Source organism: Peribacillus sp. B65, from assembly GCF_058513295.1.
Genome location: NZ_CP195840.1, coordinates 3,891,539 through 3,912,169, shown reverse-complemented (window position 1 = coordinate 3,912,169; position 20,631 = coordinate 3,891,539). Strand labels below are relative to the sequence as shown.

Annotated in this window: 22 protein-coding genes; 14 read left to right on the top strand and 8 right to left on the bottom strand. The window is 41.3% G+C overall.

The features are described 5' to 3' along the window. The first annotated feature begins 60 nt into the window (after positions 1-60). From ACSR9O_RS19060 to ACSR9O_RS19040, 5 genes are all read left to right on the top strand, one after another. Positions 61-975 (top strand): diacylglycerol kinase, encoded by a 915-nt coding sequence (locus ACSR9O_RS19060; protein WP_101225006.1) that lies wholly within the window; start codon positions 61-63, stop codon positions 973-975. Positions 976-1,037: 62 nt separating this feature from the next. Beyond that, complete coding sequence (locus tag ACSR9O_RS19055; protein ID WP_491724915.1) at positions 1,038-1,613, top strand: GNAT family N-acetyltransferase; 576 nt, start codon at positions 1,038-1,040, stop codon at positions 1,611-1,613. Between the two features lie 38 nt (positions 1,614-1,651). Then, entirely contained in the window at positions 1,652-1,834 is a 183-nt protein-coding gene (locus ACSR9O_RS19050) for a hypothetical protein (RefSeq protein ID WP_157831128.1), read from the top strand. Between the two features lie 231 nt (positions 1,835-2,065). Beyond that, positions 2,066-3,436 (top strand): 23S rRNA (uracil(1939)-C(5))-methyltransferase RlmD, encoded by a 1,371-nt coding sequence (rlmD, locus tag ACSR9O_RS19045; protein WP_491724914.1) that lies wholly within the window; start codon positions 2,066-2,068, stop codon positions 3,434-3,436. A gap of 292 nt (positions 3,437-3,728) precedes the next feature. Beyond that, positions 3,729-4,280, top strand: a complete 552-nt coding sequence (locus tag ACSR9O_RS19040; protein ID WP_260356292.1) for a YitT family protein — start codon at positions 3,729-3,731, stop codon at positions 4,278-4,280. On the opposite strand, the gene ACSR9O_RS19035 is transcribed toward ACSR9O_RS19040, so the two are convergent. The 4 genes from ACSR9O_RS19035 to ACSR9O_RS19020 form a co-directional block, all read right to left on the bottom strand. Beyond that, the gene (locus ACSR9O_RS19035; RefSeq protein ID WP_491724913.1) at positions 4,277-5,137 is read right to left on the bottom strand and encodes a DUF421 domain-containing protein; all 861 of its coding nucleotides are present in this window, start codon (positions 5,135-5,137) and stop codon (positions 4,277-4,279) included. The genes ACSR9O_RS19040 and ACSR9O_RS19035 overlap by 4 nt on opposite strands. Positions 5,138-5,167: 30 nt before the next feature. Further along, positions 5,168-5,374, bottom strand: coding sequence for a DUF1657 domain-containing protein (locus ACSR9O_RS19030; protein ID WP_101225000.1), 207 nt, complete (start codon positions 5,372-5,374; stop codon positions 5,168-5,170). A gap of 230 nt (positions 5,375-5,604) precedes the next feature. Then, positions 5,605-6,609 carry a stage V sporulation protein AD gene (spoVAD, locus tag ACSR9O_RS19025; RefSeq protein WP_101224999.1) on the bottom strand — a complete coding sequence of 335 codons (1,005 nt, stop codon included), beginning with the start codon at positions 6,607-6,609 and terminating at the stop codon, positions 5,605-5,607. 234 nt (positions 6,610-6,843) lie between these two features. Next, positions 6,844-7,047, bottom strand: a complete 204-nt coding sequence (locus tag ACSR9O_RS19020) for a DUF1657 domain-containing protein (protein WP_101224998.1) — start codon at positions 7,045-7,047, stop codon at positions 6,844-6,846. Positions 7,048-7,539: 492 nt separating this feature from the next. Here ACSR9O_RS19020 and ACSR9O_RS19015 point away from each other — a divergent pair, with 492 nt between their 5' ends. From ACSR9O_RS19015 to ACSR9O_RS19005, 3 genes are read left to right on the top strand one after another with little or no spacing between them, the layout of a single operon-like run. Beyond that, a complete protein-coding gene (locus tag ACSR9O_RS19015) occupies positions 7,540-7,716 on the top strand; it encodes a hypothetical protein (protein WP_402944693.1) in 177 nt (58 codons plus the stop codon). Continuing rightward, on the top strand, positions 7,713-8,990 hold the full coding sequence (locus ACSR9O_RS19010; protein ID WP_260356295.1) for an ammonium transporter: 1,278 nt from the start codon (positions 7,713-7,715) through the stop codon (positions 8,988-8,990). The genes ACSR9O_RS19015 and ACSR9O_RS19010 overlap by 4 nt, the downstream gene beginning before the upstream one ends. Positions 8,991-9,037: 47 nt before the next feature. Continuing rightward, the gene (locus ACSR9O_RS19005; RefSeq protein WP_101224995.1) at positions 9,038-9,265 is read left to right on the top strand and encodes a group-specific protein; all 228 of its coding nucleotides are present in this window, start codon (positions 9,038-9,040) and stop codon (positions 9,263-9,265) included. 345 nt (positions 9,266-9,610) lie between these two features. Here the strand turns inward: ACSR9O_RS19005 and ACSR9O_RS19000 are convergent, their stop codons facing one another. Next, complete coding sequence (locus ACSR9O_RS19000; RefSeq protein WP_427574747.1) at positions 9,611-9,943, bottom strand: hypothetical protein; 333 nt, start codon at positions 9,941-9,943, stop codon at positions 9,611-9,613. 354 nt (positions 9,944-10,297) lie between these two features. On the opposite strand from ACSR9O_RS19000, the gene ACSR9O_RS18995 reads away from it, so the two are divergent. From ACSR9O_RS18995 to ACSR9O_RS18975, 5 genes are all read left to right on the top strand, one after another. Next, positions 10,298-10,954: a 5-bromo-4-chloroindolyl phosphate hydrolysis family protein gene (locus ACSR9O_RS18995; RefSeq protein WP_101224994.1), complete on the top strand. Its 657-nt coding sequence runs from the start codon at positions 10,298-10,300 to the stop codon at positions 10,952-10,954. Continuing rightward, on the top strand, positions 10,951-12,123 hold the full coding sequence (locus ACSR9O_RS18990) for a toxic anion resistance protein (RefSeq protein ID WP_491724912.1): 1,173 nt from the start codon (positions 10,951-10,953) through the stop codon (positions 12,121-12,123). The genes ACSR9O_RS18995 and ACSR9O_RS18990 overlap by 4 nt, the downstream gene beginning before the upstream one ends. Positions 12,124-12,134: 11 nt before the next feature. Then, the gene (locus ACSR9O_RS18985) at positions 12,135-12,704 is read left to right on the top strand and encodes a nitroreductase family protein (protein ID WP_101224992.1); all 570 of its coding nucleotides are present in this window, start codon (positions 12,135-12,137) and stop codon (positions 12,702-12,704) included. Between the two features lie 192 nt (positions 12,705-12,896). Then, entirely contained in the window at positions 12,897-13,403 is a 507-nt protein-coding gene (locus ACSR9O_RS18980) for an SEC-C metal-binding domain-containing protein (protein WP_034306044.1), read from the top strand. Positions 13,404-13,736: 333 nt separating this feature from the next. After that, entirely contained in the window at positions 13,737-14,735 is a 999-nt protein-coding gene (locus tag ACSR9O_RS18975; protein WP_101224991.1) for a S8 family peptidase, read from the top strand. A 46-nt stretch (positions 14,736-14,781) separates the two neighbouring features. Here ACSR9O_RS18975 and ACSR9O_RS18970 read toward each other — a convergent pair whose 3' ends face one another. Together ACSR9O_RS18970 and ACSR9O_RS18965 are read right to left on the bottom strand one after the other, a co-directional pair. Next, the gene (locus ACSR9O_RS18970; RefSeq protein ID WP_260356307.1) at positions 14,782-15,444 is read right to left on the bottom strand and encodes a YcnI family copper-binding membrane protein; all 663 of its coding nucleotides are present in this window, start codon (positions 15,442-15,444) and stop codon (positions 14,782-14,784) included. 18 nt (positions 15,445-15,462) lie between these two features. Beyond that, entirely contained in the window at positions 15,463-17,097 is a 1,635-nt protein-coding gene (locus ACSR9O_RS18965) for a copper resistance CopC/CopD family protein (protein ID WP_260356308.1), read from the bottom strand. A 302-nt stretch (positions 17,098-17,399) separates the two neighbouring features. On the opposite strand from ACSR9O_RS18965, the gene ACSR9O_RS18960 reads away from it, so the two are divergent. Then, complete coding sequence (locus ACSR9O_RS18960; RefSeq protein ID WP_260356309.1) at positions 17,400-18,893, top strand: cadherin-like beta sandwich domain-containing protein; 1,494 nt, start codon at positions 17,400-17,402, stop codon at positions 18,891-18,893. A gap of 51 nt (positions 18,894-18,944) precedes the next feature. On the opposite strand, the gene ACSR9O_RS18955 is transcribed toward ACSR9O_RS18960, so the two are convergent. Next, on the bottom strand, positions 18,945-20,576 hold the full coding sequence (locus tag ACSR9O_RS18955) for a PAS domain-containing sensor histidine kinase (protein WP_260356311.1): 1,632 nt from the start codon (positions 20,574-20,576) through the stop codon (positions 18,945-18,947). Positions 20,577-20,631: the final 55 nt, after the last annotated feature.

The following is a 20,631-nucleotide window of genomic DNA, read 5'->3' as shown; positions in this document are numbered from 1 at the left end:
TCATGTAACGAAGGATTAAGATGTAAATTATGGAATCAATATGTATAAGGATGATGGGAAATGAAAAGAGCAAGGTTGATTTACAACCCGACTTCGGGCCGGGAAGCCATTAAGAAGAGCCTGCCAGGTGTGCTAGCAAAACTTGAAGAAGCTGGTTATGAAGCTTCTGCACATGCGACGACCGGTGCCGGGGATGCGACGAAAGCGGCTAAGATAGCGATTGAACGCGGCTATGATGTAGTTATTGCAGCAGGGGGCGACGGTACGATTTATGAGGTTGTTAATGGACTGGCCACTGCAGAGAAACGTCCGAAACTAGGAATCATTCCGACGGGAACGACCAATGATTTCGCCCGGGCGCTGCATTTACCGAAGTCGATCGAAGGAGCGGCCGAAATTATAGCCGGTGGGCATACGATGCCGGTCGATATCGGGAAAATGAACGATAAGTATTTCATCAATATTGCTGGCGGGGGCAGATTGACCGAATTGACCTACGACGTGCCAATCAAGCTGAAAACCATGCTTGGTCAGCTAGCCTACTATATTAAAGGAATTGAAATGCTTCCTTCAATTAAGCCGACGGAAGTTTCTATTGAATATGATGGAAAGCTTTTTGAAGGAGAGATCATGCTTTTCTTGGTGGCTAACACGAATTCGGTCGGCGGCTTCGAGAAACTGGCTCCTGACGCCTCTTTGAATGATGGGATGTTCACGTTGCTTATTTTGAAAAAGGCAAACCTCGCTGATATTGTCCGTGTCGCAACATTGGCAATGCGCGGTGAACATATACATGATAAAAACGTCATTTATGAAAAAGCCAATCGAATTAAAGTACATGCCAAAAAGGACATGATGCTTAACTTGGATGGGGAATTTGGCGGGATGGCCCCAGCTGAATTCGTAAATCAGTACCGCCATTTTGATGTATTCATCCCGCAAGGAATACTGCCGGATGATCCGGCAAATAAATAGGTTGAAGTGGCCACTGAATCTGGTGGCCTTTTCAGTTTAATGAAGCAAGGAGAATTACAAACATGTTTATCAGGAAAGCGACACCGGACGATGCAAAAAAGGCAGCCGTATTGACCCGGTTAGCGATTAAGGAAATTGCAGAGGTTTTGACTGGTGAAACGGAAGAAGAAAAGATACTTTCCGTTCTTGCCGATTTGTTCAGGAAAAGTGGGAATCGGGTCAGCTATGAAAATACGCTTGTCAGTGAACATGATGGACAAGTATCTGGATTGATCATTGCTTACCATGGCAAGGATGCCGAAAGCTTGGATGAACCGATAGTGAAACAATTAAGGATGAAGATGAAAGACCCAAGCGTTACGCTCGATAAGGAAGCGGAAATGAGAGACTTTTATTTGGATACAGTATCCGTTGACCCGGATTTTCAAGGAAAAGGTATTGGCAGTGCACTGATTCAATATGTTGAGGGATATGCTAAACATAAGGGATATCCAAGGGTTTCTTTGGTTGTTGAAAAGGAAAATGAAGCGGCGAATCGTCTCTATGGCAGATTGGGGTATGTGGAAATTAAAACCATTCCGATTAGCGGTCATGAATTTCGCTATATGGTAAAGGAAATAGAAGAACCTCCTGTTTAACAGGGGGTCCTTTTTACTCATTTAATATATGGCACTGTATGCGATTACATTTGCTGTCCATTCATGGCGGCCCAATCAGCGTAAGCGCCGGTGCCATTACAGCCGGGACAGTCGTGTATATCGGAAAAATGATATTCCGTAGGTACGAAGGAGCTGTATCCACGTCCGTAACAATCTGGACAGAGGCCTTTTTCCTCCATACTTGCACGATGTTTTTCTAACCTTGTAGCATTCCAGGCCGATATAGAGTTAAATAAACCCATTTCCTCACCTCATCTGTTTTTCCTTATTTTTCTTTTTTTAGTGAACTTTTATTCATGGAACTATGAAAAATCCGTAATTCCTTCCACTATATTTTTATGAAAACCAAGGTAAATTGGTGAGTGGTTTTGTGACAAGGCCTCTATTGTGGTAAAATACAGGCTAGCATAAAAAAGAAAAGAGAAGATGATATGAAAAAAACAGCACCAGTTGCTAAAAATGATATTATAGAGGTTTTATTTGAAGATTTAACACATGAAGGGGCTGGCGTCGCTAAAGTCGATGGCTACCCGATCTTTGTTCAGAGCGCCCTTCCAGGTGAAAAAGCAAAAATTAAAGTGATGAAAGCTAATAAGGGTTATGGCTTCGGCCGCTTGATGGACATTATCGAAAACAGTCCATACCGTGTTGAGGTCACGACCGAAGATTACCCTAAATACGGTGGTTGTCAGCTGCAGCATATGAGCTATGAAGGACAGTTGGAATTCAAGGAAAAGCAAGTGCGTGAAGTGATGACACGAATCGGGAAACTTGAGGATGCGAAGGTTCACCCGATCATCGGGATGGAGAACCCAACCCACTATCGCAATAAAGCGCAAGTACCTGTTGGTGAAAAGGATGGCAAGCTAATAGCTGGATTCTTCAAACCGCGGACACATGAAATTGTTGAAACGAAAGAAAGCATTATCCAAAATGAAGTGATCAATGAAGCCGTTCAAGTTGTTAAGGAGATTTTCAGTAAACTTGGTATTCCTGCTTATAATGAAGAGGCACATAAAGGTGTTTTACGGCACATCATGGCCCGTTATGGCAAGCAAACAGGCGAATTAATGATTGTTCTTGTTACAAGAACGAAAAGTATTCCTTTCATCGAAACCATCGTGAAGGAAATCGTTGAACGTCTTCCGCAAGTGAAATCCATTGTTCAAAACGTGAATTCCAAGAAAACGAATGTTATCTTGGGCGATAAAATGACTGTACTATGGGGCGACGAAGTGATTCATGATATGATCGGTGATGTGAAGTTTGCGATTTCAGCAAAATCCTTCTACCAAATCAATCCAGACCAAACGAAAGTCCTTTATGATAAAGCTCTTGAATATGCAGGGCTGACGGGTGAAGAAACGGTGATAGATGCTTATTGCGGCATTGGGACCATCTCTTTATTTTTAGCTAAAAAAGCGAAAAAAGTAATCGGTGTCGAAGTGGTCGAAGATGCGATAGAAGACGCACGCCGCAACGCTGAATTGAATGAAATCTCAAATGCAGAATTCATGGTCGGCGACGCAGGTAACGTTATTGCTGAATGGTATCAAAAGGGCAACACTGCGGATGTCATCGTTGTGGATCCGCCTCGCAAAGGTTGTGAAGAATCCCTTCTGAATACGATCATCGAGATGAAACCTAACAAAGTCGTATACGTATCATGCAACCCAGGCACTTTAGCGCGTGATCTTCATATATTGGAAGAAGGCGGATATAAAGCGGTTGATATCCAGCCTGTCGATATGTTCCCAATGACGACACATGTTGAAAATGTAGTGTTATTAGAGTTGAAATGAATGAGTGTGGCCCGGTCTAATTGACTGGGCCTACAGTTTTTTTATGGCTTGTACAATTGGACGTTGATTTTTGTTCAAGGCACTCGCTTTCCGCGGGTCTCCCTAGACGCGCTTTTCCCTACAAACTGTGGTCCCGGTCTAAATGATCGGGACCTTTTTACCGTAATTAGTTTGAAGGGAAGGGAGGGAGATTTTTTTTTTTTCATGTTTATTCTTGACGCTTTGACTTGGACATATAGTAAGGAATATATGGATTGGGAGGCAAGGTGATTTTATTAATTTTCAAAAAGCGGTGGCTGTAATTGTTGGTAGCTTTTTGGTGGGCATTGGAATCAATGGTTTTTTAGTTCCCCATCATTTAATAGATGGCGGCGTTATTGGGATTGCACTTATCCTTCATTATTTCTTTGGTTTTCAAACGGGGCTATCCATGTTGATCCTTAGTATTCCTATATTTTTATATGCCTGGTACTATGAACGGCCTTTTTTCTATAGCAGCGTTCACGGATTGCTTTTGACATCCCTTTTTATGGATTGGCTTAATCCATTGAAAAAGGTCTTTTCCATTTCGATACTAACAAGCTCTTTGATTGGCGGTGCCATCATAGGGATGGGCATAGGACTCATGCTTCGATATGAGACAAGCAGCGGGGGAACGGATATGTTAGCTAAAATCATCTCAAAATCTACTTCCATGGATATTGCTTTGGCGATTATCGTCATAGATACACTAATCATTTCAGCTGCAGCATTTACCTTAGGGATCGAAATTTTTCTTTTTTCATGTGTGACGATTGTCATCATTGGACTGATCACATCGCTTATGAAAGTAAGGAATGATTAGTTCCTTAAGATATAGGAGACTTCATCTATTGCCCTTTGCAGCTTTTCGCTATTTTTGCTGAACATCTCTTTAGCTTCCTTTGATTCAGTTCCAAGGGCAAACAACTCTAAGTCCGCTTGGCATTTTTTCAAGGTCGCGAGCAAAAGAGGTTTTTCTTGAGGGGAAGGAACTTTAAGCTTATCATCATAAAGGTCCACAGTTAATTCTCCGTTAGAATTAGCTTGACCAAGAAACACATTTTCTAGGAGTACACCCAGCTTATCCAATTCAGTATGAAGCCAATTTTGGTTCAGACCAATCGTGGAAAGTGGTTCATCAAGTATGCTGCCGTCCATAATGATGGTTTGTGGCTCCTTTACTGCAGCTACAGGCAAGTTAAGGTCCTTGGCTGTTATAGGTTGATTTTGCTTCTTTAACATTACGGAAAAATCCCCGTTGGCTTCCAATAAGGCAAACTCAACTTCAGAAATATCGAAGACATCCTTTTTCCGGAGCAATCCTAACAATTCATCGATGGTATATTTCTCTTTTTTTAAATTATCTTCCATGACTTTCCCATCTTTGATGAAAACCGATGCTTTTCCTTCCACAAGATCACGGAAAGTTTTACTTTTTAAGGATATTAAACCTGCAATGAAGGGTGCTATGGCAAAAACGAGAATGGACAGTACGCCATGTATAATATTGCCCTCCACTTTTGTAGCTAATTCTGCCCCAACATTACCAATGGTTATGCCCGTTACATATTCAAAAAAGGAGAGCTGGGACAATTGTTTTTTTCCTAACACTTTAGTGATCAAAAAAAGAACAATTAAAAAGAAAAATGAACGCAAAACAATTTCTATCCAACCCGGCATTACCAAACACCTCCTGCTTGATCATAGTCATTAAAAACCTTTATATTGCGGTTCTTCCCTTTCTAACTCGCCTACGCGCTTCTGTACATCCTTAATAACTTCATTCACCACCAGCATCGTTTCATGTAAGATGCGTTTAGATTCATCGTCTTGAGTCCGGAGTGCTAAGCTGGATAAACCTGCTTCAACTCCTTTTAGGCTAGATACACATTGCTTTACATTGGAAGCTATCGTCATGCAGCATCCTCCTAATCTTTAGGTCTATGGGTCGGAACACTCCAGGCTGTTATCCCATGCACCGGTTACTTCAAACATGCGAGCGGCAACAACCGAACAATCCAGTCTTTTCCGTATCCGCTAACGCTTCCGAAACCACCTCCGCAGAATGTTCATCCGGTATGAGCAGGCGTCTGTTTGTATACTTCAAATCTTATCTGTCCCGTTACACAAGTAAATCATGGTTGTGGTTACTCATATTCAATCGATACGGCATGGGCAATGCATGGAATCGTCTCACTTTGTTGAAAGGAAAGGGGAGATAATAGAGCACCTGTAGCCACGACGAGCAATCGTTTTATTTCTCCCTTTTTCATGCGATTCAATAAGTGACCATAAACGACGGTTGCGGAACATCCTGGGCCGCTTGCCCCGGACAGGACCGGTTGACCATCCCTGTATATCATTAAACCGCAATCTTTATATTGCTCCTCTTTAATCGGCGTACCATGCTTCTTAAATAATTCCAGAGAAACTTCATGTCCAATTTTCCCTAAATCCCCGGTCACTATCAGATCATAATAGGACGGGTCGAGGTTTCTTTCTCTTAAATGGGCTTCAATCGTATCCACGGCGGCCGGGGCCATGGCACCTCCCATATTGAAAGGGTCAGTGAGGCCCATGTCGATGACACGGCCTATCGTAGCTGAAGTGACCCTTGGTCCTTCCCCGGCGCTGCTTAATAAAGCCACGCCGGCTCCTGTAACGGTCCATTGGGCTGTTGGAGGTTTCTGCCCTCCGTATTCAGTTGGGTATCGGAATTGTTTTTCTACTGCGGCGTTATGACTTGATGCACCTGTCAATAAATACTCTGCTCCTTTGGTATTGACAAGATAAGCACCAAGCGCCAATCCCTCCATGGAGGTGGAGCAGGCGCCAAATAAGCCGAGATAAGGCGTTCCCAGTGTTCGGCAGGCAAAACTGGTAGGCGTTATTTGATTGATAAGGTCGCCTCCAAGGAAAAATTGAATCTGTTCCTTCTGAAGACCAGCCTTTTCGATTGCTTTTGTGCTAGCTTCTTCCAATAAGACTTTATGTGCCTTTTCATAGGTATCTTGATTTATCCATAAATCGGAATGGAGAAGATCAAAATCATCCGCAAGCATACCGTCTGCTTCAAATGGACCGCCGACAGTTCCTGTGGAGACGATGACAGGCTTTTGATCAAACACCCATGTGCGATGCCCCGTAAGCATTATAAACCACCCCAATGTATGAGTATTGTCAGTGCGAAGGTAAAACCAAGTATTAACATAAATGATTCGCCAATTTGAATATATTGGTGCCGTTTCCTAACAGATATAGCTGCATTACCGCCAATTCAATACACCATAAGTCCGGTAAGGACGGAAAAACGCTTGATATAGAAAAGAAATGAATGGATACAAAAAAGGGCTGGTTGCCTTAACCACCCTTTTTTATATGAATGATTATTGCTTATATTGAGGTTCCTCATTTTGAATCTCTTCAATGCGAGGAGTGATGCTGTCCACAATCGTTTGTGTTTGTTGGGCAGCTTGCTGGTACAGTTGTTTGGCTTGCTCATTATCTGTTGAAAGGGCGAAGGTTTCAAAGCTCGCTTGAGCACTTTTCAGCCCGGCTAATGTTGTTTTGACATCGTTTATTACTGTCATATATAGGACCTCCCTAGTTTATATCTTCTTGTTTAGAGTAAGAAAAAAATGATTATCTATACCTTCCAATATTTATCTGGATGAGTTAACTATCTCAGTCCATTAATCAAACGTTTGATTAATGAAGGACAACAGACAAAAGTGAGGTTAATATCATTCATTACGCAAAGTGGTTTTTATTTCTTAATTATTGACTGAATTCAGAATTATTAATATAATTAGAAAACATAACGTGACTACGTGAGGTGATATGACATTTATATTCATGATGATTTATATAGTAGAGTTGTTTTTGAAATTTCATCTGAAGAAGTTGTAAAAGGACTGCTATTCCATAAAAGCAAACAAGAGTCGGAAATTGAATCGATTAAAGGTAAAATTCATAAATATGAGCAAAAACGAAGAGCTGAGGAAGCTTGGTATCAATCCCTATCACCATTTAAACGTTTTTTTACAGGGCGTGCTCCAAGTCATCACCAGGCCGTTGAGCATTTGGTGAATGTTAAAGATAGATATAAACAAATCGAGAAAATAAAACAGAAGGTCGCTTTTTTAAATGAGATGATCGGTTTACTTGAAGCTGAACCGGAAAAACGGGAAATTAATTTACCATCAGACATCATTAAAGAAATAATGGCCTGGCAGAAAGCGGAGGGAACCCCAAGATGACTCTAGAAACGTTAAACGCTGGCTTGGATACGATTTGGGTGGTTCTGACAGCAGCCATGATTCTATTGATGGAGGGCGGGTTTGCTTTATTGGAGGCAGGGTTCGTCCGTACGAAGAATAATGTGAACATCATCATGAAGGTTTTTGCCGATATTACTATTGGAACGCTTTGCTATTTCGTCGTTGGTTTTGGCTTAATGTATGGAGCGGATGTATTTGGAATTATTGGAGCAAGCGGCTTTCTGCTGAAAGGTGATTTGTCGCATATAGACCTTACGATTTCCATCGACGCATTTTGGTTATTTCAAGGGGCATTCGTCATCGCGGTCGTTTCCATCGTTTCGGGAGCCGTTGCAGAAAGGATCAATTTTCGGGCGTATCTTATTTTTGTCGTAATGATGACGGCATTCATCTATCCGATTGCCGGTCACTGGGTATGGGGTGGTGGCTGGTTAAGCGGGTTGGGCATGCAGGACTTCGCAGGGTCAGCAGTCATACATGCACTAGGCGGTTTTTCTGCACTTGCGGCCGCCATTGTAATCGGGCCGAGAGCAGGAAAATTCACTTCACGGGGGACTAGCTCCATTTCACTGCCGAGCAATCTCCCACTGGCATCTGTTGGGGCATTTCTTTTATGGTTTGGCTGGTTTGGGTTTAATGCTGGAAGCACCTTGCAAGCTACTGATGGACGCATTGGCCATATTGCAATTGTCACGATGCTTTCAGCTGCATCAGGGGGAGCGGCGACCTTGCTTTATACACTTTTTAGATATGGACGCTCGGATGCACCTTCCGTCATCAATGGATCACTTGCAGGTCTTGTCGGGATTACGGCTGGCTGTGCATTCGTTAGTGATCTTTCGGCATTGTTGATTGGAGCAGTTTCTGGAATGTTGATGTTAGCTGCGACCAATTGGCTGGAAACCCGAAAAATCGATGATCCGGTTGGCGCCTTTCCTGTTCATGCGGCATCAGGGATGTGGGGTACGATAGCGGTAGGGCTTTTCTCCACTGAAAACGGATTGTTCGCCGGTGGGGGATGGCATTTGCTCGGAGTTCAAACATTAGGATTAGTGGTGTTATGCATCTGGGGCTTTACATTGACATGGTTCGTTTTTAAAATTATAAATGTTTGGCTGCCTATCAGATCCACTGAAGAAGAAGAAGAACTCGGATTGGATATCAGTTATCATGGCATCATGGCCACACATACCTCGCCGGAGTTCATCAAGGTCGAGGACTACTATAAGCAGGATGAAGAATTGACAAGGTAATGACTATAATACAAGATAGAATCAAGATAAGTAAGAGGTGAATTTAAATGGGTGCATGCAATCTTAATCATTCGCAGCAAGATGTCAGGCTGAAATTTGAAAGTCAAAAGAGATTTTTACCAAGCGAAATAAGTCAAACATTAGATCGATATCTGGAAAAAGGGAATTCGCAGGAAACATTGAATGAACTTTTTCATCTATTGAAGAAGTATGACTTGTCTACCCAGGAGGAACAGGAATCAAGAAACGAAAAGTTGAAACGGTTAATGTTGTAAAGGGAAAAAAACGGAGGATGACTTCCGTTTTTTTTGTTTTTTCTTATTAAACGATTTAAGGGATTGGGCGCGGGAATCTGACTCCTATTTTCTTTTTATTCGGTGCAAAAGTAATTGTAACTGCTTTTTTAAAGAAGATAGCAGGAATAACATTTAAGGCAGCGAAAACATGACTGTAAACGAAAAGGTATTCTTTTAAGAGTTTAAGTAACTCGGACAAAGGTTTAGCGGATCTTTAAAGATTTAATCAATCGTTTGATTAAATTTCATGAACTGACTACCAGGCCTTCGATAAAAGCATGGAAAAATAAAAAAGCGGGAGCCCATAATGAGCTCCTGCTATCTTTAAAAACCATCATCTGTCGCGGTGAAGGGGATGTTAAGGTTTCTTTCCACTGCCCGAAGTCTTTGATTCAGTCTGTTTAACCTATTCGTATGTCGCTGGTCCGCTTGACTTAGCCTTGTGATTTCCTGGTTAATGCGGTTCACTTCACGATTTATCCGCGTGATTTCTTGGTTCTGCCGATTGAGTTCCCTCGTTTGACGCTCGTTTTGACGCTCAAGTTCCCGGATTCTTCTTTCAAGTTGTTGAGGCTGCCTTTCAATATCGAATTGGTCTGGCACATGGCTATATGGATTTTCTTGTACCTGCTGAAGGTTCCAATCTTGCTGTGGCATATAATCAAATCGTTCAGGCTGTTGGAAGTATGGGTTAAAATTTGGTTCAAAGTACTGATGATTTCCATTTTGTTGTGGATAAGGATAAAATCCGTATGAATTCATGGTCAACTCTCCTTTTTAAAATCAGGATGGATACCCTATAACTTATGTCAGTTCCGGTGAAGTGACTAGGCGTTAGCCCATATTAGCGGGAAGAAGGGGTAATTTACAGAAAAAATTTCAATAAATTTGCAGAAACCATCCGGTTCCTATATCGTTTAGGGGAGGAGAAATTCTTTTATCCAACTTGAAACCAATTCCAAGGATAATCCGTATATAAAGAAAAGAGTGTAAGTCAGGAGTGTAATGATTATGAATCGATTTCTTGCTGATTTTGTTCCGATATTGATTGCATTTCCAATGGTTTTGCCGGTTTGGATAATTAGCTATTTTGTATTGAATCAACCGTTTGCCCTGTCCGTTGTCATATCTTTAGCAGGAGGGGTGCTTGCATACTGGCTAAGTTCCGTATATTTTTCATCCAGATACCTCAAAAAACATGAATTGACGAGAAAAGAATATCAATATATAAAGAAAAATTTAACTGAAGCAAAACCAAAGATTTGGCGGGTGCAAAAAGCACTAATCTCGGTCAGGCATATCTCCTCTTTCAAACAGAGGAAAGATATGATTAAAATGATCAGGAAAATATACAGTCTGACGAAAAAAGAACCGAAGCGATTTTACCAGGCGGAACAATTTTATTACTCGCATCTGGATTCCGCCATGGAGCTTGCGGAGAAGTATGTTTTTTTAGCACAGCAGCCAAAAAAGAATAGGGAACTCGAACTCTCCTTAACTGAGACTCGTAAAACATTAAAGGAACTCACTAATACGATAGAAAAGGATTTATATAAAGTGATTGCGGATGATATCGATAACCTTAACTTCGAATTGGATGTTGCTAAGCAATCCATTAAAACGAGAAAAGAGTCACAAGTAATTGATGAAAGCAGGAGGTTAAAATGAATAACAATGATCCAAACCTGTTGAATAAAACGAACGATGCCAGTTTGATCGATGATCTTTTAGCCAATCCATTTGATGGGGTGCAGGAGGTGGAGAAAGCATCTTCACAGGAAGCGAAACCGGTTAAGCTGATTGATGTCATCCCTGAAGAGAACAGGGCAAAGGCTTATCAGCTTGCCGAACAAATCGACCCAACGAATCATCAGGCAATGATTTCCTATGGTACACCCGCCCAATCAAAGCTCCTGACCTTTTCTAATTCGATGCTTGAGCATGTCCAGAAAAAAGATGTGGGTGAAGTGGGCAACATTATCAGTGATTTAATGAAAAAGTTAAACGAGCTGAGCCCGGATGAGCTAAAACCGGATAAGCCATCATTCTTTGCGCGTATGTTCGGGAAGCTCTCGGGATCTGTACAGGAGGTACTATCCAAGTATCAAAAAACAGGGGCCCAAATTGATCGTATCAGTGTGAAACTCGATCGGAGCAAGAATATCCTGTTATCGGATATCGTAATTCTTGAAAAGCTATATGAAACGAATAAGGATTACTTTCAGGCATTGAATGTCTATATTGCAGCTGGGGAAATCAAACTAGAAGAAATTCATGGGAAAACGATTCCGAAGCTAAGGAAGTCCGCTGAATCAAGCAATGATCAAATGAAGTTTCAAGAGGTCAATGATATGCTGCAATTTGCTGAACGGTTGGATAAAAGGCTTCATGATTTGAAATTGAGTCGTGAAATCACGATTCAAAGCGCACCGCAAATCAGGCTGATCCAAAACACGAATCAGGCACTAGTCGAGAAAATCCAATCTTCGATCATGACCGCGATTCCCCTTTGGAAGAATCAGGTTGCGATTGCATTGACCCTAATCAGGCAAAGGCATGCTGTAGAAGCACAAAAACAGGTTTCCAAGACTACGAATGACTTGTTATTGAAGAACTCCGAGATGCTGAAAACGAATACCATTGAAACGGCTAAAGAAAATGAGCGCGGACTTGTCGATATCGAAACATTAAAGAAAACTCAAGCTAACTTGATTTCCACGCTTGAGGAAACAATGCGGATTCAAGAAGAAGGCAGGCATAAACGCCGGCAAGCCGAACAGGAATTGGCATCAATGGAAAATGAGCTGAAACAGAAACTATTAGAGATAAAGGGATAAGGGGAGATAAAATGGAAACTATCGAAGCTATAAAAACGAGACGAAGCATTGGAATCGTAAAGCAAGATCCGGTACCTAAGGAAATGATCGAGCAAATCATCGAAGCCGGAACGTATGCACCCAATCATCATCGAACGGAACCTTGGCGTTTTTTTGTATTGACTGGAGAAGGAAGAAATAAACTTGGCCAGGTATTCGAAGAAATCACAAGAATTGAAAATGCTGATGATACCCCTGAAAATTTAATCAGCAAGCTCGAACGGCAAAAAAAGAATCCATTAAGGGCTCCAGTCATCATCGCAGTGGGCATAGAGCCTAGTGATAAGAATAATGTCCTTGTGACAGAAGAATATGCGGCAGTGAACAGTGCCATCCAAAATATGCTTCTTGCAGCACATTCTCTAGGTCTGGGAGCAGTATGGAGAACGGGGAAAATAACGTATCATGAAAAGGTCCGTGAATTTTTCAATTTATCCTCTAAGGGAGAGGTATTGGCATTCATATACTTGGGTTATCCTGACATGGAGCCGAAACCTGCCAAGAGAACATCGATTGATGAATTGACCACATGGATCGGATGAAAGATTGAGGGAGCTGCATCAGTTTATAGATACTGATGCAGCTTTTTTATTGCCTTCCATAAGGCTTCCTTAAATCTGCAATTAATGAAGGGGATTTGGCTTTGCCAAGCTTCGTTTCAAGTGACGATTGATGAATTAGGTTGTACAATACATAGGAAGAATAAATTTTGATGAATTAGGATGTGTCTATAGATGAGAACGATTGATCCATTTGAGATACTCGATGGAAAAGCGATAAAATATTTGGATGTATTTGGCGTTGAGGATGGCATTGCTTTAAAGAGTAAGTACGAAGATAAATCGTATTGGATATATGATTATTATTGCATGCATCAAACTTGTGATTGCCAGGAAGTATACCTTGAATTCGTTGAGGAGCTTAAAGGCAATAAACAGGCGGGACAGCATTTTGGAGTGAGGGTTTCTTTCGGGGATAATCAATTTGTCCTGGAGGATTATAATATTTCCAAGCAAAAGGCGATGGATATCGCGGAAGATACGCTGAAGTACAGTAAAGATGTAATGGAATTATTTAAACAGCGGTATCAGCAAATGAAGGAAAAAGGCACGCAAATTATCACGGAAAGTGCAAAGGCAGCTAAAATGCCGCATGTTCATGCAGAACCAGTCATTGGCAGAAATGAGCCTTGTCCATGCGGAAGCGGGAAAAAATACAAAAAATGCTGCGGTGCAGCTTAACATTTTGGAAGCTGACTCGATTCGGAGTCGCTTCTTTTTTAATTGGAAAAGCGCATGCTTGCAAAAAAACTGAATAATGAATAAAAAAATGTAGCATTTATCGAACATTTGTTCTATAATGAGAGTACCAGATAATAACACAAAAAGAAATAAAAACTAGTTATTTAGACGGAATTTTCCGAAAACTTCTTTTTTATTTTCATAAATCTGGTATATATAAGAGAGAAGAGTTTTTTGATCTCATCTCTTTCAACGGTAGACGGCAACCAGACGGGATGAAAATCCCCACACTGATGGCAGTTTAACTTATTGAACGAAGGAAGGGGTAATCAAATGACAAGAGAAAAAAGATTAATACCTTACAAAGTTCTAGAAGTAATGGAAACGGTGAAAGAGAAGATTCCCGAGGGTGTCGAGCTTGTGAAAGCACCGGCGATTTGGGAAAAAAGCAATTATGGTGAGGGCGTGGTAGTTGCCGTCATCGATACAGGCATTGACAAGGGACATCCAGACCTCAAGGAAAGAATCATTGGCGGGAAGGATTTTACCAATACCGGGGATTATCAAGATGATAACGGACATGGGACACATGTTAGCGGTACGGTTGTAGCTGCCATTAATAATGCCGGTGTAGTGGGAGTGGCTCCGAAAGCAAGCATATTAGCGTTAAAGGCCCTAAATGGTCAAGGACAAGGCGATATAGATTGGATTAATGGGGCTCTAGAGTATGCAATCAATTGGCGGGGACCTAATGAAGAAAAGGTTTCGGTTATTTCACTTTCACTTGGCGGACCTCCGGATGAGACTGAACACAAACTCATTCAAAAGGCCCTTCAGAACGATATCCTTGTAGTTTGTGCAGCCGGAAATAGCGGTGATGGGCGTCATGAAACGGATGAATTGGATTATCCAGGAGCATATCCCGAGGTAGTGGAAGTCGGAGCTGTGGATTTAAGCAGAAATTTAGCGGATTTTTCAAATACAAATGATGAAATTGACTTGGTGGCGCCAGGGGTCGATATTCTCTCTACGTATCCAGGCAATAAATATGCGAGGTTGAGCGGAACGTCAATGGCTACGCCCCATGTAAGCGGTGCAGCAGCTCTCTTGAAAGTGATTGCTGAAAAGGAATTTGAGCGCAATTTAACTGAAGCGGAATTATATGCACAGCTGGTGAAAAGTACGGAAGATCTGGGAATAAGCAAAAAAGCACAGGGAAATGGATTGCTTAACTTAACGATAACGGACCAAAGAGCTGAAAAATCGATTAAGATTACGATAGAATCAGAAAACCTTAAGTTACCGAGCAAATCGGTTGTCATGGAATATTAGAAAAGAAAAAGGTGCCTCAAGAAATTGGGGCACCCTTCCATAATGATTATTTTTTATTTTTCCTTAGAGCTGCTAAAAGCGCTACAATGGAAAGAATTAGTGATATGACAGCCAGGGTGATGATCAGCGTTTGGTTGCTATCATCTTCTGTTGTTGCTGACTCCTTTGAATTGTCAGTTGTCGTGGAATCATTAGTGTCAGCTTCATCTTTGTGACCATGGTCCGCTGGTTCTGCACTATCATTAGGCACAACCGTAATTTCCGTTACAGAATGCGGTAGGTCTGAGCCTTCTTCACCGCTCCATTCAACAATTTCACCATCTTCGTAATATTGAAATGCATCCCAGGCAACTTTCGTTTCTTCTTTAGGATTTTGTGCTACGAAAGAGAATTGCTGGAATTGTCCTGCTCCGATACCTTCATCAGTTGCTGCCCAAGTTACCGTTTTTACATGCCCATCTTTGTCACCTTCTGTAGTTACTTTCCATCCCGGTACAGGTTGATAGCTCTCAAAAGTAACCCCTTCAGGAACTTTTAAAGTCACCTTTGTAGTGGCAGCTTCTTTTTCGACGGGTACTTTAAGTGTATAAGTTTCCCACGCCTCAGGGGCAGATGAACTAGGCTTGACTGTAACGTGAGCATACGCTGAACCGGAAAAAATGAATAGTGCAGCAAATGTAAAAATAAGAAGCTTTGAAATGCTTTTCATTAGTATTAATTCCTCCTGTTATGAATTTCCTATGAAAATTATAAAATCAGCATTGATTGAATCCAGGCTTTCAGTTAATCCGTGAACATGGATACTCCACTTTCCTGGCATGGTTAATATAGACTTTGATGTAAATGTACCTGTGTTTTTCTCCTTCATCTGCAGCTTTATTTCACCATTTGGCGTATCCAATGACTGCATTGTGATTGTAAGCTGCTCTATTTCAGCAATTGGCTTGCCTTCATTGGAAAGGTTTACTTGAATCAGGTTATCCCCTACTTCATTGGGGGTCACCATTAATGTAACCTCATTATTTTCTTCAGTCAGTAACGTCTTTTCAATGGGCCCGGGAGAAGACATGGCAGTTTGGACATTTGTCAATAGAGCTGCAACGACAAGTATGACGATCCCTAAACCAAACTCCATTCCCACACTATAACCAAGTTTTTTCGTTTGCTTTTTCCCTCGGAGAAAATGAAAGCCTCCTAAAACGATCATGACTAACATGAGACCGATTTTCGCTAGTAACAATTGGCCATATGTTGTGTTAAACAATGAATGGATAGTCGGTACATGCTGTAAACTGCTATATATCCCACTGACAATCAGTATGATTACAAACAGAAATGACCATTTGGAAAACCTGGAAATGATCGACCAGTAAAACGTTCTCTTATCTTCTTGGACTGCCTGACGATTGGCTAGTCCAGGCAAAATTACCAATAAGGCCATAATGCCGCCGAGCCATAAAGCCATGGACAATAAATGAAGGAAATCCATCAAAACGGCCAGGACCTGATTAGGAACGGCTGCTGTATGTCCAGTTAAAGCCTTACAAATCATCAAGCAGGCAATTATGATGAAAGAAAGGTAAGGTAGTGATTTATTCAGGGTGTTCTCGAGCATGAAATAAATCACTAAAAATAGAAGCAGCAATATTAGAATTTCAATGATCCAGACCGATCCAAAGTTTGTAGCATTCAATACTTCTTTTATATAACTAACTTTAAATGCATCAGTCCAACCTACGCCAGCATCAAGCGTAACTTTTAAAGGCAGACTGCAGAAGATGGAAAATGCTAAACCTGCATATGAACTCCAAAGGTATAGACGAGTTCTTCTGCTAGCTTCAAAAAGTCGAGAATCCTTCATTAACGATAATCTGAAAAAAAGGATTCCGGTTAGGGCAGCGAAGCATATGTATTGAAGACTTTGCAGGATTACATTGATGGAATTCGGAAAACTTGCATTCACTTCGGAATTTTCTTGGCCTGAAAGACCAACTGAATCTCCGAATTGAAAGGGTATTGTTCCTTCGATGGGATGGCCATCACTCGAAACCACTCTCCATTTAATGTAGTAAATCCCTTCATCGATAGTGTCCTTCCACTTAGCTTCCAGTACTTTTTCACTTTGTTCCGAGATTGCACTGTCTTGGATTTGAATTTTGTCCCCATCTTGGCTGAATACCTCAAGCGAATGGAAAGCTGGCTGGATATTCTCACTGAATTGAATGCTGATTTTTTCAGGAAGAGCATCCATTGCTTCATTCGGGCTAGGATTAGAGCTTATTATTGTAGCATGACCAAAAGCCATTGCCGGGTTTAAAAGCAAAACGAACAGGCTGACTATCAGCCAAAAATATTTTTTCATCTTGGTGTGCCATCATCCTTTCATCAGATTATGTAAGTTTATTATAAAAGGAAAATGTGAAAAAACAGTGAAAATAAATTAGTTATCTAAAGGCAGTTTAAGAGGTTCGCTAGAAAGGTGAAAACAATATGGTTAGATGACCTGCCTCCCTCCATCCATTATAACCATAGTATTGGTTGGGGATTCCGCTTTGCACCAAAGAATCAATAGGTATCCTCCGAAAAAATCCATTAAGAAATAATTAAGGTTCCTTTGGTAACCTGGCCCTATCATGTTTGCAGGAATTATAGGAGGGATAGGCTTTGCTAAAGAAGGGGTTAAAAGAAAAAAGCGTGAAGGTGATCTTGGTTGGTTCTCTTGTAGGGATGGGAACATCCACTTATATGCCCGAGGCATGGGCTGCGGAAGGCGCGTCTGTCATTCAGGAAGAGGCACAAACGGTAAATAGTCTTTCAAAGCTAGAAATAGAAGGGATAGAACTGGATCAAAAATTTTCGGAAGATGTACACGATTATAGTTCGGCAGTGGGGAATGATGTGGAAAAGATCACATTGCTTGCAGCAAGTCCTAACGAGAATGCAGCCATATACGTGAATGGTGTAAAAATGACAGATGGTAAAGTGAAGGATTTAACTCTTCAAACTGGCATGAACACGTTTAAAATCACCGTCAGCGATGGGGAAAATGAAACGGTTGCGTATACTCTCAAGGTCGAAAAACTTGAAAGTGATGATAACCTTTTAACATCGATTGGATTATCAAAAGGCTCATTAACATTCGATTCTAAAGTGACAGCTTATAATGCTTCAGTTGAAAATGAAGTCCAGTCCGTTACGGTAACTCCAACATTGAGTGACAGTACCGCAATTGTAAAGGTGAATGGAAAGGATGCTACCAATGCCGGTGTAAAGGTCACACTTCCAGTCGGTAAGACAACGGTGAAGATTATCGTTACAGCTGAAAATGGAGATGAAAAAACCTATACGTTAACGATTACACGGGCTGCAGCCAAGGTAACCGAATCGAAAGATGCTCCTAAAGAGAGTGAAGTTCAAAAGGAGCCATCCACAGAAACAAGTAATGCTCAACCTTCCTCGGATAATGGGAATAAATCATCTTTAACATCAACAGAATCCTCGGATAAGGGGAATAAATCACCTTTAACATCAGAGGAATCCTCCAATAATCTAAAACTAAGCAGTGGTGTCAGCCAAGTGCCGAAAGCACAGCAAATTGAAAGTAATTCAACACAAAAACTGAAAACGGATTCTATAGAGAAGGCAGCGTCAGCAGATTCTTTAGGCGAGGAAGGCAATAATGCACCAGTGTTAAACAATCTGACAGTATCAACCGGAGTATGGAACAAAACTTTTGAATCTAATGAGCATACCTATCATATCGAGGTCGATAATGATATTTCTTCAGTCGAAATGGATGCAGCGACAAATGCCAGCGGAGCAACGATTGAATATGACGGTGAGAGCAGTAAACAAGTGAAGATCAAGGATAAAGCGAAGACGGCCATATCCGTTACCGTTTCAAAGGATGGGGAGCGCCGTACTTACGTCCTTGTTTTCGAAAAGGATATGGATGTGGAGATGGATGAGGAAGAAACCGTGGATGATGTCAAAACAAAAGAGGCGGAGGAAGTTGAGGCTGCACAAATGAGTACGGCTGGCAAGAATGTGAGCGATACATCGAAAGATACAGAAGGCCAGGTTAATGTGAAACAGCCTGTCGAGACTGTGTCATTCTTAGGGAATATAAAGGATTTCTTCACCTCCCTGTTTAAATAGAATCGTTCTGAATCCTGCAAAAAAGGACAAGGTTTAGGCTTGTCCTCGGATTCAAAATTTTATGGGCAAAATGATTTGGATCTCGGTTCCATAGTTTAGTTCGCTGTTAAAGCGGACCTTTCCCCGATGCGCTTCGATGATTCGGCAACTGACTGTCAGTCCTAATCCGGTTCCTTTTTCTTTAGAAGAATAGAAAGGTTCTCCGAGATGCTTTATCCGGTTTTTTTCAATTCCGCTTCCATTATCTTTGATGGTGATGGAAAGGTTATTATCCATGCGTTCGAAATCAATCCAAATGTGATCGGCGGATGCCTCCATTGAATTTTTGAGCATGTTTATGAAAACTTGTTTTAATTGGTTTCCCTCACATAAAAGAAGCGGTATTTCGTTTTTAACAGATATTGATATTTGGGTGGGGTACGAGTCCGCCTCTGGTTTCAACAAGGTTTTGACATCATTCATCAGGTCGATGATTTGATGATTGCTGAATGGAAGTTCCTGTGGTTTCGCCAGAACGAGTAACTCACTTACAATAAGATTGATTCGGTCCAACTCACTTAACATGATTGTGTAGTATTGTTCATAGGGATGGTCGCTCTTTTTAAGCAGCTGGACGAAACCTTTTAAAGAAGTCAACGGGTTTCGTACCTCGTGGGCCACACTTGCGGCAAGTTCGCCGACTATCGATAATTTTTCGGTTCTTCTTAAGCGGGCTTCGGTTTCCCGGATTTGAGTGACCTCTTTAGCATAAGTAATGATTCCGACTAAATCCTCGCCAACCATCATCGGGACAAACGTACAAGAAAGTAAGATGGAATTCCCGTACTTCGTCAGGAATTCTATATCTTTACCTTTTTTGATTCCCTTATGGTTTTCCATGACATATTGGCAAGATGTACGGATCAATTCCGCGTCTTCTGCTGAGAAGTTCAAATTAATGAATGAGGCTCCATGTATTTCTTCCTGTTGAAAGCCTGTTACCGTTTCAAATCTAGGATTCACCGTCGTGATCATTCCGTTTAAATCAAGCATCAGCATCGGATATGGGTTGTGTTCAAACAATGATTTATAGCGTTGTTCACTTTCGAATAATTGATTCTCCGCGACAACCCTTTCAGAAATATCCCTGCCAATGACGACTAAGCCTTTTCGTGAACCATCCTCATTGAACAGGGGAACTTTAATCGTATCAAAGGTCTTGTGATTGCCATCGGGAAGAGGGATGATTTCCTCACACCGTGTGATTTCCCCTTTTACCCACGTTTCTTCATCGGAAACTTCACAGTAGATCAACGACTCTTTATAAAATTCGGAGTATTCGGCGAGCTCACTGTCTCTTTTTCCTTTATAATCTACATGCTCCAATTGAAATAATTGCAGCCCGAAGGTATTGGATTCAAGCCATCGGCCATCACCATCCTTGAAGTTAACGAAATCAACCATCGAATTGATGAGTGTACGCCGACGTTGTTCCGCCTCTTTTAATCGTTTGAATTCTTCCCTTTTAGCTAAATAAAGATATAAGACCAAGCCTATTGATAAAAGGAAAACAAAGCCTTCCACTCTTTGCAGTTGAACGAAGACTTCCTTGTTTTGGATATTTGTAGTTAAAAAATAGTCGAATACGACTAATGTAAGAATCCCGGATAGGATATATATTGCTAAGATGGAGCGTTTGGACATGGAGATTCTCCCTGATTTTAGACATTTCAAAGGTAAAATTACATACACATTTTAA